The 14,838-nt window shown below is 43.9% G+C and carries 7 protein-coding genes and 1 riboswitch; all 7 genes read right to left on the reverse strand.

The genetic code is table 11. The features are described 5' to 3' along the window. Positions 1 to 29 precede the first annotated feature (29 nt). Positions 30 to 881, reverse strand: a complete 852-nt coding sequence (locus ACSR9A_RS25810) for a hypothetical protein (RefSeq protein WP_473760688.1) — start codon at positions 879 to 881, stop codon at positions 30 to 32. Positions 882 to 894: 13 nt separating this feature from the next. Further along, positions 895 to 1,848 (reverse strand): hypothetical protein, encoded by a 954-nt coding sequence (locus ACSR9A_RS25815; protein ID WP_473760690.1) that lies wholly within the window; start codon positions 1,846 to 1,848, stop codon positions 895 to 897. A gap of 32 nt (positions 1,849 to 1,880) precedes the next feature. Next, positions 1,881 to 4,799: a fibronectin type III domain-containing protein gene (locus ACSR9A_RS25820; RefSeq protein WP_473760693.1), complete on the reverse strand. Its 2,919-nt coding sequence runs from the start codon at positions 4,797 to 4,799 to the stop codon at positions 1,881 to 1,883. Between the two features lie 584 nt (positions 4,800 to 5,383). Then, on the reverse strand, positions 5,384 to 9,502 hold the full coding sequence (locus tag ACSR9A_RS25825) for a fibronectin type III domain-containing protein (RefSeq protein WP_473760694.1): 4,119 nt from the start codon (positions 9,500 to 9,502) through the stop codon (positions 5,384 to 5,386). Between the two features lie 73 nt (positions 9,503 to 9,575). Beyond that, positions 9,576 to 9,676, reverse strand: a riboswitch (cyclic di-GMP riboswitch). Positions 9,677 to 9,997: 321 nt separating this feature from the next. Continuing rightward, positions 9,998 to 11,278 (reverse strand): class II aldolase/adducin family protein, encoded by a 1,281-nt coding sequence (locus ACSR9A_RS25830; protein ID WP_473760696.1) that lies wholly within the window; start codon positions 11,276 to 11,278, stop codon positions 9,998 to 10,000. 181 nt (positions 11,279 to 11,459) lie between these two features. Further along, the gene (locus ACSR9A_RS25835) at positions 11,460 to 13,049 is read right to left on the reverse strand and encodes a response regulator transcription factor (protein ID WP_473760699.1); all 1,590 of its coding nucleotides are present in this window, start codon (positions 13,047 to 13,049) and stop codon (positions 11,460 to 11,462) included. Then, the gene (locus ACSR9A_RS25840) at positions 13,050 to 14,792 is read right to left on the reverse strand and encodes a sensor histidine kinase (protein WP_473760701.1); all 1,743 of its coding nucleotides are present in this window, start codon (positions 14,790 to 14,792) and stop codon (positions 13,050 to 13,052) included. Positions 14,793 to 14,838 lie beyond the last annotated feature (46 nt).

Below are 14,838 nucleotides of genomic sequence, written 5' to 3' on the forward strand. Positions count from 1 at the left end.
TTTGTAGATTGTTATGATTGCGAAAACGATTAATTGTATTTGTCTGTGTACGCTTTCGCCATAATCGCTTCATCAGAGGTTCCTGCTTTTTTCTTCGTTATGACAGACTCCGGGGTTAACCCAAGCTTCTGAGCTAATACAAAGGCTTCTGCTACCTGCTGCTCTGTAAACTTTCCTTTTTGAACATATTTACTCAGCTGCTCCTTCGTAATTTGCAGACGCGGCAAGCTGAGTGAGCCATTCAAAATATCAAGAGCTGCTGAAATTTCCTGCCAGCCTTTGTTCGCTTCAAGCTTTTCCTTCAATAGATCTTCCATCGCTGACCCGGATACAAAAGAAAGCGTATCTGCAATCATAATGTCATCTGAGCTAAGCTTCGGATTGCTCATCCATTGCTCCAGTTCATCTGCCCCGAAAGCTCTGGGAACGAAAGCTTTATGGCTGGAGTGATACCGTTTCATAATGGTCTCCCAATCATTCCCCTTCGAGCGCTCTAAAGCTAGCTGCTCCAAATCTTGCATTTTTCCATAGTTTTGGTATAAAAACTCGTAAGCAATAAGCAAATCAGGCAAGCTGCTGCCCGCTGCTGCCAGACGGTCAAGCTCCTTTTGGAATTTCTCATCCACTTGCAGCGTCTTCACCATGCTTTCATAGTTAGCAAGGTTGCGAGCATAAGCGGCCCCATCCGCTTCTTTGATTTGATCCAATGCCGTTTGCGATAGCGACAGGGTCGCAGCACTTTGGAAGGTTTTATTTGTGTTGACTGTCGTTTTCTGATCAGTCCATGCATTTTTCGCAAGCACGCTTCCCAGTTGCAGCACTGTGCCGAGTGCAAGTATGACAACTAAGGATTTTGTAATTTTGTTCCATTTATATTTCATCGGTAGTCCGCCTTTACGGTCGATTTGGGTTAATAGCCTCTAGTTCCTTCATGACATCAGCCGCTGGGTTGCCAGGCCTAATATCCTCTATAACCGGCAAAGGAACATCCGGTAAAATGTTGTCACCCTTGCTGTCTTTTACATCTATCGATGCTGTCGTTCCCTGCGTCGTTGTCGTCAAATGATCTTTTATACGCGTGTTGTTTTTCTGAATCTGCTCCAGCAGCGCAAGCTCAACACCAGACATTGTAATCATTTCATGGGAAGGGCTGATCATCCGCTTCTCATCTCTTGCTTTTATATAAGCCTCTTGATCAGAAATATATAGGTTCAAATCCAAATCCAATTGCAAAGCCATTAAATATTCATCCAATACAGCTTCCGCGCTGCCTACTTTGCCTTCCAGCAAAAGCATGAAATACACAGCGTCGGCAACGTTGAATTGCTGAAGCAGCTTCTCATAGCGCTCCTGCTGGTCCTCCTCTTTCTTGTCTATGCTTGCCGTGGGAACCTCTACAGCAGGGGCTGGCTGATTGCCGCCCCCCAGCTCCTTCAGTTGAAATTGCAGTCTTTCTGCAAGCATTTTCGCCTCTAAAATATCCTCATTCTGAAAGCCTTGTGCCTGAAGCTTGCTCGTCACTTCATCCATTCCTGACTCTGCGAGCAGCCCGCTGCGCTTGCTGCGGTCCTCGTCGTTTGCTGCAAGCTTGGTTGACTTCAACTGCTCAAGCACTTCATTCCAAGAAAGTCCCGTGTCTTTCAGCTTCATAATTTCCTCTGTCTTGACACCTGTCATATTGGAAATATCTGCGGCCATCATGCTGTCGCTCTTCATTTCATCGGCAGCTTCTTCTTTATTTGGATTAATTAAATTGTTATCTAGCAGCAATACAAAGGTTTCTGTGATTAGAGCGATGACAACAACAATCGCTACCCATTTGTAATGCTTTTTTAGAAAATGCCTCACATGCTCAGCTCCATTTCCATTTCCGTTTCCTGTTAAACCTTTACGTCAATCGTCGTTTGACCTGTTATTTTAGATTTGAAAATGATCGTCGTTACTTCACCGGACCAAGAGGTGCCTGGCACAATGTTTTGGCTTTTCTTAAAGGTGATGCGCCCCGGTGTGTAGGTGACTTCCAGATTGGAGCCTGCTATTTTGCCGGACTGCTTATCTAGTGCTGGCGTGAAATCATACAAATCTACGACCTCCAGCGCCGATGCGTCATACGTAACGACATACGTTAGCTCACTGAAATCCTGCACATTGCTGCCCAGCAGCGACAAATCAAATGTCTTCCCTTTTACACCGTTGACGATATACGAAGGGCTCGTTGTGCTTTTCACAATCGCCGGGCTCCATACCGTCACGCCTGCTTCGTTCTTCGCACGTACGCGGTACGTATGCGAGGTACCAGACTCCAGGCCTGTATCCGTATAGGTGGTTGATGTTCCCGTTGATGCTACGGTCTGACCATCCACTTCAATGTCGTAACCGCTCGCTCCCTCTACATGATCCCAACGCAGCTCGATGCTGTTGTTATTCGCTACCGCTTCCACTTCAATACTGGCTTGGAGGGAATCTGGGAGAGTCGACAACGACAGCACGGCGATCCAGTTCGCTGGTGCCCCTTGTTGTTTCAACCGGATCTTGTACGTATGAAATTCATTCGCCCCGAGCCCTCCATGATGATAGATCGTGTCCAGCCCGTTATCGGTTAGAACACCGTCCACTTCCACCTCATAGTGCGCATCCATAGCTACCGTTTCCCATGATACGGTTATTGACCGGTTCGTCACGACAGCCGCTACGTTCGTTAGGGCCAGATCCGATGCTTGTTGATTAGGTAAAGCTGTGAGGGTGACTTTGCTGCCCCATTCGCTATGTCCGCTTATGTTCACCGCACGAACCCGGTAAGCGTAGGCTTTATTCGGAACTAGCCCCGTGTGCGTGTATTGATTAGTTGTTAGGTTTATAATCGTAGAACCATCGATCTCAATCTCGTAGCTTTCCGCATGCGGTACTTTATACCATGTCAGCGTGTTGCCGTCCGCTTCAGCTGTGGCAATGAGATTCGTTGGTATGGCAGGCTTTTCAGGATGCGTGACCGTTTCGAGCGGATCGCTCCACGCGCTTTTGCCACCCGCGTTCGTCGCTCTTATGCGGTACGTATGCGGACTTAGCGCCGTAAGTTCTTTATGAAGATAGCTCGTGCGATTGGCATTATCCAAAATCAAGCCGTCTACCTCAATTTCATAACCTGTTGCTCCCGCAACTGGCTCCCAGCTCACCGCCATTTCATGTATCGACGGCTCTGCTGTTAAAGCGCTTGGCTTTTGTGGAGGATAGGGCAGCGTTTGTGAGGTGACCAAGGCGCTCCATTCGCTGATCCCGCCTGTATTTTTTGCCCGTATCCGGTACGTATGCTGTGTTTCTGGTTCAAGTCCAGCATGTACATAGCGGAGCGCACTTCCTGCATCTATTACAACACCATCTACTTCAATGTCGTAGCTATCTGCTCTTGCCACGATTCCCCAAGTAATCGTTTGCTCCTTCTGGGAAGGTGCAACCTCTATTTGCAGCGGAACCGTTGGTGGGTCTGGCAGTGTAAAGGCAGCGAGCAGCGGACTCCAGCTTCCCGCTCCACTCCCATTTTTCACTCGCACCCGGTAAGTATGTCTCGTATTTGGCGTGAGCGAGCTATGAAGATACGTATTTGAAGCGCCATTATTAATGACCGCTCCATCGACTTCAATCTCATAAGTGACGGTGCCGCCTGTTGCGGGCCATGAAATCCGCAAGTAACGCTGGGATGCTTCTGGCGTTAGCGTTGCTGGCGGGCTTGCCAAGGTTTCTCCGTTCCTTGTGCTGCTCCAAGCTGTTTCCTCTCCTAGTGCATTTTTAGCTTTTGCCTGGTACACGAGCGTTGTATTGGATGCTAATCCATTGACTCGTATTTTCTTGTTTGTCGGGGTAAACCATACAGCCGTGCTGCTTAATCCTCCCGAACCATTTACAAACTGAGTTCCAGCTTTTAACTGGTACTGTGTTCCGGTCGGATTTCCATCTTGAAACGTGACCTCAAGACTGCTTTCAGTTGATTGTCCTAGCACGAGAACTGGGCTTTGCGCCTTCGTTTGAACGCTTTTCGTTTGTGATCCAATATGTCCCACTGCATCTCTTGCTTCAAATTTCACGGTATAATTCGTATTTGGAATGAGGCTCGTAGCGGTATGCGTACCTGCAGCCAGCCAATCCGTTGCGCTTGTCCCTATCGTGAAACGATGTGGCAGAGCATGCAAGCCTGATACTGTGTCTGTTGCTGTGCCTGTTACTTGTATAGTCGTATCCGTTGCTGTTGCCTGAAATACGCCAACTGCTGGAGCATTCTTGTCCACTTGAAAAGCTACCGTTTCCTGAATCGTTTGTGCCCCATCGTTCACCGTAAATTTCATCGTATGCGGGCCCTCACTCAATGATTGGACATTGAGCGCATTAAAGTTTACTTGCTGTGCTGTTGCTGTATTCGAGATAACTTTTGTATCTCTTGGTGTAGTCTCTGCATCTATAAAATAAGAAAGACTTAGATTACCGCTTGCCGAACCCGTCACGCTTACAGTTGGAAACAAAGCTTGCAAATCACTAACCATTTGACCGGAACCAGGTGTCAAAATGCTTTGTTTCATAACCGTTTGAATCGTGAAAATAGGGCTATACGCATATTCTCCCCACATTCCGTTATCATTCGCCGATATTCTAACCATCGCTTGATTAGAGGGCCTGTATCTATTTAAATTTAATAAATATTCCCCTTCATGACTGACCTGCCAGGCTGGCACCGTTTCGACATCATCCCACGAATATCCCCCATCTAGTGAGATTTCTATTTTCACTGTACTGGGGGTTATCGTTAACAAAGGTTGAACCTTCCATGTCAAAAGCATAGTTCCCTTATAAACCTCGTTATATCGAGGTCTACTTATTAATACAGGATCATTAGCTGGTTTATAGGTTTTATACACATGTATGGAGCCCATATTTTGTCCATAGCATCCTACTTTTGTTATCTTGATATCCCTAGTAGCACCTCCAGGAACACCTTCTATATCCAAAAAAGGTTCGTTATAAAAACCTTTCAATATAGCATATGAACCGCCAAATATTGCCGGGACGAAGCTTATTTCATATCCGCATCCTAATGGTAAATTGTTTTTATTGCTTGTAAATTCAAGTCTCGTATGATAAACCCCGTACCGAGAATGATTAATATCAAAAATCAAGTTCTCTTTTCCATCCAAGTAGGAACCAGGGACGTTGGAAGAATAAAAATTCTGTTCTCCAAAATTATGACTTGCCACATACGACCAGTTAGGGTTTTTAAGTCCATTATCCGGAGTAATGCTTGCTGCAAAAACACCAGCATTTTGCCCTATGAGCGTTACCAGGAAAAAATATAAGGTTAGTACTGTAATTTTTCTCATTGAACTGTCCCCCACATATGCTATTCCACAATATAAGTAATTTTTGAGTAGTCATTTGTTTTCGCTAGAAACTCAATGCTGTTCACTATCGTTTTGTCGGCATTAATAACCTCAAACACGATTTCTCCAGGCATGAATTTCCGCACCATCATATTGGTACCTTGAATTAAACCAGTTCCCAGCTCTATTTCTGGCGTCATGCCACTAAGATCTAGAACCTCTACTTCAGAAGGCTGATAAGTTACTGTAATCGTTCTTTGTGTTACACCCTGCTTCTTGGGAGCAGCAACGACTACATTGAACTTATTGTCTTTGCCTGGGTTAACAATAATTTCAGGGATTGTATTTTTCTCTACTTTTTCAGACCATTCGCTAGAGCTGCTCCCCGAATGGGATCTAACCCGATAAACATGCCGTGTATTGGTTTTCAGCCCCTGATGTACATAGCTGACCCCTGAAATACCTTCAATAAGTGTCCCATCAACTTCAAGATCATAGCTTGCCGCTCCTGTTACCGAAGTCCACTCGACGGTAATTTGATTTGTCTTTGCTACCGTAGAAATAATTTCCGGTACCCCAGCTGAGCTTATAGCTGTAACCGCTTGACTCCATTCTCCTAGAGCGCTGCTCGATTTTGCTCTCACCCGGTACACATGCTTTGATCCCGGAGTAAGCTGTGCGTGTACATATCGGGTCAAATTTCCGTTATCTACGACTCTTCCATCTACTTCAACGTCATAACCATTTGCACCGACAACACTTTCCCACTCTATGGAAATACTCGTGCTTGCCGAGAGAACTTTATGAATAACGGGAATACCCAGTCCCGTGCTTGCTCTAACCGTATCGCTCCAATCACCGGTCAAATCATTATTTTTCGCTCTTACGCGGTAAACATGGAGCGAATTAGGTGCCAGCCCTGCATGTGTATAGCTAGTCCCATTTGAAACCTCTACTAGCACGCCATCAACAGCGATTTCATAGCTAGTAGCTCCACTGACACTATCCCAGGAAATCGTAATCGCATCATTTGTTGATGCCGCCTTAACATTTTGCACCTTGCCAAGTGATGTTGCTTGTGTAATGATCTCGCTCCAAGGGCCATTCCCCCCTGCATTTCTAGCTCTAATCCGGTAAGTATGCTCCGTAAACGGCAGCAAATCCTTATGAACATACGTTAAATTCAAGCCATTATTTACAATCAGCCCGTCCACTTCGATATCATAGCCAACTGCTCCAATTACTTGATCCCAGGTTACAGTAATAGCTGTGCCCGTAGCTGTAGTGCGTATATTCGAAGGTACTCCCGAAAGTGTTGTACGTGTAATGGAATGGCTCCATTGTCCAATGATGCCATTATTTTTGGCGCGTACCCGGTACGTATGCTCGCCGCTCTGTTCTAAATTTGAGTGCAAATAACTTGTACTGAGGCCATTATCTAAAACATTTCCATCCACCTCGATGTCGTAGCCAGTTGCCCCAGAAACCTCATCCCACTCTACTGATATACTGGAGGTGCCAGCTACTGCATGCAGATTTTTCGGGACGGAAGGCAATGTAGCCGCCGTAACTTTCTCGCTCCAATTACTTGCTCCATTGCTATTTTTCGAACGAATTCGGTACGTATGCGATGTGTTAGGCTCTAACTGGTCATGCAAATATTCCGTTCCCGTTATATTGCTTTTAACTGCGCCATCCACCTCAAGATCATAGAAATCCGCACCAGAAATAGAATCCCAAGTAATATGAATCGATTTATCCGTTGCTGTTGTATTCAGTACACCAGAGGTTCCAGGAAGCGTAGATTTCACAAGTATCGGGCTCCATTGCCCCGGACCGCTTGTATTCACCGCTCTTATTCGGTAGGTTCGCTGAATGTTTGAATTCAGATTTTCTTCAAAATAGTGATTCACGTTGCCAATGTTAACGACCGTATTGTAGGTTTCCACCTCATAGCCAGTAGCGCCTCTCACATTTTCCCAAGTCAAGGTTACGGAATCGCTTGTCGATTGCAGCTTAATATCCTCGGGTACGTCCGGCAAAGTCCAAACCTCCGATACAGAAGACCATTCGCCCTTCAAATCGCCGCTCGTCGCTCTGACTCTGTAATAATGCACCGTGCCGGATGGCAGTGGTTCATGAATAAATTCATTATGAATGCCCATTGGATAAATGCTGCCGTCTGTTTCAACCTCATACCCATCTGCATTGAATGCTGTAGTCCAACCGACCTTCACCGCATTTTCAGATGGAATAGTCTGAATGGCGGGAGTTGCAAACGGAGATAGCTGACTAGCTGGTACAACCTCTTTCGCTCCAGAAGCGCTTTGCCATGATAAAATAGCCTTTGGCGAACCATTACGGCTAACATATTCCATTTGAATGTCAATCTTTTGACCAGCTTCTAGTGCAATAGAGCCAGTAAATAATTTATTCCCTTGGGCTGCCCACTCATCGATAATTAGAGTTCCATTCACATATAATTTGACTCCGCCATTAACATCAGCCTCAAACGTATAGTTCTCTGCATAATAAGGCTGGATTTGTCCGGTCCATCTGACAGAAAACCGTCCATCATTTAGACCTGTTGAAGAAACGGGAGCCTTGCCTTGCAAAGCAGGTTGCTCTAGCACCGTCGTTTTTTCACCATCCAAATTTTCCTCTGTAAAATATTCCGCCTTTAACCCTGCTGCCAAATACTTCAGCTTCGTTGCCCCTTCAGTACCAACTCCGATATTAATAATCGGTTTCTGATTAGCTGTAATGCCGCCTCCGATCGCAACGATGCCTCCGGTCTCAATATTCAAGTGATTGTTGACATGCATATCGCCTTGAATAAATAAATCTCCGCGTTTCACAGAAATATTGGCTTGCTGATTATTGGAAACCAGGCTGCCAACAACCATTTCCTCATCAATATTCATAGTTACATTTGTATTGATATGAAGACTTCCGGGCACAATGACTCTTCCCGCTTGTACATTAAGCAGGCCACTATTATAAGTAAGGCTTCCAGCTATGAAATGGTCCGCAATCGAAACGTTAGAATTATTATTCAAGTGCAAGGAACCTTTGACCCATAAATTCCCTCCCATTGTCCGAGTGGAATCATTCGGTTTTTTAATATCTATAGTCAGCTCGGTGTTCGCATTCATGCTTCCATTGACGACCAACGTTCCATAAACCGTAATGGTCAGCTTATTGTTCGTATTAATCCCCTCTGCAATGACATAAACCGGTTTCGTAGGCGAGCCTAATGTCAATGAGGAATCTAAATTTAAATGGCTCACCGTTACAGCGACCATATCACTGCTGCTGTTATTGATTGCTGCCTCCAGACCTGATGCACTGCAATTATTGCAGGAGATAAATGACGGGTTGGATGCCGCCAGACTGCTTTCGAGCGAAGCCATTTCTGCATTCATATACCGGCTAATTTCCGGATTCAAATCGCCTACCCGAATAAAGGGCAGCGCATTATGCTCATTATTTTGATTGCCAGAAATAATAATTTTATTGCCCTGCAGCTTGTTTTGCTCCGCTGGATTTCCAATTTGCGGCTTTGGAATCGTTTGAATAATAGGCTCTAGAGATTTAATCTCGATATACTGAATAGCGGTTGTATCTTCGCTGCTGCCTGCATGGAGCGTCAGTTTCCCGTCAGCAATGACAACCCCCTTCTGGAAAGTCACTTGTCCGCCAGCTGGCAGCTCCGTATTCTCCCAAAAAGTGTTGCCCTCTACATTAAGCGTATTATTGCTTTCATATACAGAGTTTCCAACACTGACCTTCACGTTATACCTGCCATTCGGCAGCTCAATCTCCCATTCGCCGCCTTCTTGCACTTGAATAGAAGAGTTTTGAAGCGGAGCATCGTAGGTGCTTCCCGTAACCGTAGACTGCGTATGATCCATATTCCAACCATAGAAGTATCCATTATGTGGACCATACTCATTCCCATGGTCGGCCAAATAGCCATCTGCTGCTAAAGCATCAGCTGCTTTAAACTGAATATTAACGCCTCGAAATGCCGTGGCAGCCTTCGTAGAATCGCTCCAGATCGAAGGCAAGAACAATTGAATGATTAATGACAAGCACAATACTCTTATTACACCTTGCTTAATCTGACTAAAATACATTTGAATATCCTCCTCTATTAAGAAAAACGGCTGTCGCCACCCTCTGGCGGCAAATAAAAAAGACCCATTTACTTTTGGCGGCCCGGCTGTCATACGGCAACCATAATGATGGTTTTCCGTGAAGACCCGTGGCTTTGCGTCCCTGTCTTTCGATCAGGTTTGCCTTTTTCAATTTCAATGGGCTTGTTGATTTTCAAACCAACCTTTGAACTAATAGTTCTTTGTACTTAGTATATCGGTTGGATATTTGAAATTTTATACTACATAAGTCATGAAAATAAATATTTTTATTTATCAAATCATCCCTCATTAATAATCCCCCCAGTTAATCCTATTTGAACTCACAATAATCTTCCTTTTCATCTGTTATCTATATCCTAAGTTTTACTATCAACAAAAAAATGCCCAACCCGCAAATCCACAGGCTGGACATATACCATCATATTTAAGTTCACTTCAATATTAATTTAGGTAAAATGATTCAGGCAAAATGACCTATTTCAACCCAAATGCCTGCTCCAGTTCCGTAATCCTCGACTGCTCCATATGCACAATAGCGCCAATGTTTTTCGCTGAAATGGTTGCTTTCGCACTGTATTCGGCTACCTCCAGACGGTCGAAGGCGTTCAGCAGGCTTTGCCCGGTGACGATGACGCAGTCATTTTCGGCAATGACGATGGGCGTGTTCTCCTGAAAAAGCTGTGCCGCCTCCTGCGGCTTTGTATACAAATCTCCATATGGGAGCTTAGGAATATTCCGCAGCAAAATATAGCTTTCCGGAATCGTCCGCGAATCCAGCAGCTCCTCCGTCACCGCAAACGCCATAATATTGGGCGGATGGGCAATAATAACCGAGTTCACATGCGGCTGCGTCTCATAAATATGCTGGTGAAACTGCACCGAGCGGCTAGGCACCTTGCCCGCCTCTTTCTTCCCGTCGTCGATGCGTACGAGATCCGCTGGCACCACATATTTACGGTCCTGATCATACGGCGTAATAATGAAGGAATTTTCACCGACCCGATGGGAAAAGGTCCCCTGTGTGCTCGTAAACAGCCGCTGATCGTAAGAACGCTTAATGAGCTTGCACATCTCCCGACGTGCTTCCTTCTCCTCACTGCTGTAAAAGTCCGGTACGAACGCCTCCAGCAGCACCTCCCTCGTATCCGCCAGCTGTTCGGCCGCCTGCGTTACTGGCGTCCCAATCCGATTTGCCTGAATCTCCATCCGCGCGCAATATTCCAGCGTCTCGAATCTTTGAAAGGCTTCAAATAAATCGCGGCCGCCTACTACGACGCCGTGATTTTCCAGCATAATTGTGTTCAGCCCTTCGCTGAATACATCCGCTATATTTTCACCCAGCTCCGCGCTTCCCGGCAAGCCGTATTTCGCCATACCCACCTCGCCGCAGATCAAATAGTCATTTGGCAGCAGACGGACATTTGGCACTTTACGCACCATGCTGAACGCCACAAGCGCCGGTGGATGTGCATGAACAACCGCCCGAATATCCGGCCTTCTGCGATAAATCATCTGATGAAACGGGTATTCGCTCGATGGCCGATGATTGCCCGCAATCGTACCGTCCGCCTTGACACAAACGATGTCCTGACGCGTCAGCTCCCCCTTGTCGATCCCAGCAGGCGTAATCCAAAGATCGCCATTATCGTCCAAAATCGATAAATTGCCGCCTGAAGTCGTCGTCATGCCATAACCGTAAATGCGCTCCATCATCATAACCAGCTGATCGGAAGGATGTAATAACGTAAATTCCATTTGCGTGTCCCCCTTTTTTTGCATTCACCATCTTTGTTTATATTGTATTACTTTTGTTTGTTTTTGAAAGTGACTTTTCTTACATATCAAAAAAGAATGCCTCAGGCTCATAGATAGCCCCGAAGCATTCCCACACTTTTCAATCTAAAATCACGAAAAATGATCATGATATTTGGAAATTTCATTGCTTATTTTGCCTGTCCTCAATCGGAGTAACGCCAAAAAACATTTTATAGGCTTGAGTGAAATGCGAGAAATTGGAATACCCCACCTTGGCTGCAACCATGCTGATTGGAAGTGTTGTGTTCCGCAGCAGCGTTTTCGCCGTATTCATTTTCTCCGTTGTAATGAAGCTCTTCAAGGAAATATTCATTACACTTTTAAAAAGCCTTGAAACATAGTTTGGTGTCAGATGAACAGCTTCTGCAATATCCGTCCTTCTGATATCATTTTCTATGTTGCAACGAATAAATTGGATAATGATATCTACCTGTCGCTGCGCTTCCTGCTTGGAGACGGATATACTCTGAAAATATTCCATCACATATTTAATCAGATTTTCCATGTCTGCGACACTGGAATAAGAATGAAGCGACTTCTCAAGCCATTCGCTGCCTTCAAAAATATCATTGACCGAAATATTCATATATCCCGCCATATGAGAAATCAGCTGCATAAAATTCTGGTAAAATCGCTTTAAGCGTTTCGCATTTAAATCGCTTTCCTTAGACATTAGCTTAAGATAGAGCAAAACTTCATTTAAAATCAGATCTGGCGAGCCTTTGCTGAGAAACTGATTCCACATTTGTATATCTTCAGCATTTTTTTCGATTTGATGGATCATTTTATCTTGATTCAGCATAAATACATCATCAAGACCCGCCACATTGTCTTCCTTCATTTTTTTAAGCTCATGAAATCTCTTGCCCAGCATGGCAATAGAATGGGAAGAACCGGAGTAACAAGCAATTTTGCATTTAAAATATTTTTGCATAAATTCCCTTAAGGTATCCAATTGCTTTTTAAGAATCCAAGGACTGACTAATACGTTGTCATTGGAATATATAATACTTAAAAAACAGTGGTCTTCCAATGAAATGAGCAGTACCTGCTGGTCATATGCGTCAAAGTGCTCCGTAATAATATTCGACAAGGCATAAGAAAGCGTCGACGCATCCCATACTCCGTAGGAACCCCCATTGCTTTGCATATCAATTAAAGATAAATACACCTGGCTGCTTTCGTTGATTTGTACATTAAAGCTCTTCATATCTGCCAAAAAGCTTTCGAGGCTTGTAGCCTTTTCGGAAAACCATTCTTTAAGCAGCGCCTGCAATATACGTTCACTGTTATTGAAAAGCAGCTTCCCGTAAGAGGAGTATTTTTCGCTCTCCCGTTTGCCCTTTACTTTTTGTATGGCCTGAACAATGGAAAGCTCAATATCTTCATATTTAGCAGGTTGGAGAATATAGTCCTGCCCTCCTAGCTGTACAGCTTCTTTCGCATATTGAAAGTTGGCGTGTGAGGTCAAGAATAAACATGCGACTTCATATTGTTTCTCCTGCACCCACCTTAATAAGTCAAGACCGCTTTCTCCTGGCATTTCAATATCGCTAAGCATAATGTCGACAATCTGACTTTTTAAAATATTTTTTGCTTCAAAGGCATTGTAAGCCTTCAGCACCTGTTTGACGCCAATCCTATCCCAATCGATGCCGGAGTAAATGCCATCCACGATATGTGTCTGATCGTCAACGATAAGCACAATCATCTAAACCACCTCATCATACTTGGATTGGGATATGGAATCGGAGTATGGAATGAATATATCTACACATGCGCCATTCGAATTAGAGAATAATAGAATGGCCTCTCCCTTGTATTGAAAGAGCAAGCGCTGCTTTACATTACTGATTCCTACATGCTGCGAGTCTGTTTCGCTGAGTTCTGAATTCAAGCGAGCTAGCTCCTCTTCCGAGAATCCCTTGCCATTGTCCAAAATAGTGATGTTGACATAGTTCATCGAATCACTTCTCAGATGTCTTGCCTTTACATGTATGATCAAGGGCTTATCCTGGTACATGCCGAATTTCATGGAATTTTCTACAAAAGTCAATATCGTAATGGGGGGTATCGGAAAATCATTTAACTCATTATCCACTTCTACCGAAAAATGAATGGATATGAATTGCGTCATCCGTTGCAATTTCACATACGTTTCCGTGTTATAAATTTCATCTGACAAGGAAACAAAGTACGGAGATTCCTGAAACATATGACGCAAGTAGCCTGAAAGCAACAAAATGATTTCTTGTATCTCTTTATAATTCCTGTTCTCGGCAAGCGCATACAGGTTGTTCAAACAATTTAAATAAAAATGCGGACGTATTTGTATTCTTAGATATTGCATCGTGGCAAGCTGTGCTTCAAGCATTTGTTCATACGTCTTAATTTTCAGCGATTTTATTTCATGGAGCATTTCATTAAACGTATCGCTCATTTGATCAAATTCCAATATGGGCGAATGATTGACCATGCTCACATCGAAATTTCCATCCTTTATATGATTCATTGTATTTACAAAGCCCTTAAACGGAGAGAAAAAGGATCTCTTCAGCAAATAATAACCTACAGGCACTAATAATATACAAAGGATAGAAGAGAACAGCAATGAAAGCTGCTTGCTGTCCATATTATTCCAAAAGCTCCGAATAGCCACAAGATATACCATTCTCAGTTCAGGAACTCCGAAGTCGCTTTGAATGAAGAGGTAATTGCTGTCACCGATCTTCGTTGTATAATAAGGGTTTCCACTTTTTGTCGTATTTAATGTAATCGTTTTATTATTCAAATATTGATCGGTCGTCAATAACTGCATGCCTTCCGAAGCAAACAACAAGACATTCGGATTTTCCGAGCTGTCGACATTTAATAATTGGGCGGCTCGATTCAACTGGATGATACATACAAAGTAGGCCTGCTTGTATTCTAATACTCTTATAAGATAATTCTGGGCATTCAGCTCGCGCACAAACCACTTTGCAGGTACAATATCGCCCTCTTGTATCATTTCTTGCAGTTCGACGGTCAGCTTTGGGCGATCAATGGAATCGGTTTTACTTTGAAACTCGTTCCAAATAAGACCGTTAGGAGCCGAATAGAGAAAAAAACCGGTCACCAAATCATACATAGACATGACATTTTTACTTTTTTCCAAAATTTCATAGGCAGACAAATAAGCATCCAATTTCCCAACTTTGTAGCTTAGCACTTTAAAATTCGTATCGTTCGCTACAGTCGTGGACATAAAAGAATGAATATTGGATAAATTCTTCTCGAGAGATGAGGAATAAACGTGGAGCTTGCTTTTGTTTTCTTGCACGATGTTCGAGTTAACTACCGTATTGGCCGTATATATATTGTAAAAAAGCAAGCAAATCATAAAAGGAACGATCAACAAAAGTAAAATTAGAATGGTTTGCTTTTTATATGAAATTCGTGATTTTACTTTCATATGCATCCGGCTCCTCAAAGAGGTGCAGAAAGGCTTTACTGAAATG

This window comes from Paenibacillus sp. R-74696, assembly GCF_055814915.1.

What these genes read in the sequence shown, in the direction of transcription:
- ACSR9A_RS25810 (WP_473760688.1), bottom strand. Translation starts at nt 881, where the DNA reads ATGAAATATAAATGGAACAAAATTACAAAATCCTTAGTTGTCATACTT.
- ACSR9A_RS25825 (WP_473760694.1), bottom strand. Translation starts at nt 9,502, where the DNA reads ATGTATTTTAGTCAGATTAAGCAAGGTGTAATAAGAGTATTGTGCTTG.
- ACSR9A_RS25830 (WP_473760696.1), bottom strand. Translation starts at nt 11,278, where the DNA reads ATGGAATTTACGTTATTACATCCTTCCGATCAGCTGGTTATGATGATG.
- ACSR9A_RS25835 (WP_473760699.1), bottom strand. Translation starts at nt 13,049, where the DNA reads ATGATTGTGCTTATCGTTGACGATCAGACACATATCGTGGATGGCATT.
- ACSR9A_RS25840 (WP_473760701.1), bottom strand. Translation starts at nt 14,792, where the DNA reads ATGAAAGTAAAATCACGAATTTCATATAAAAAGCAAACCATTCTAATT.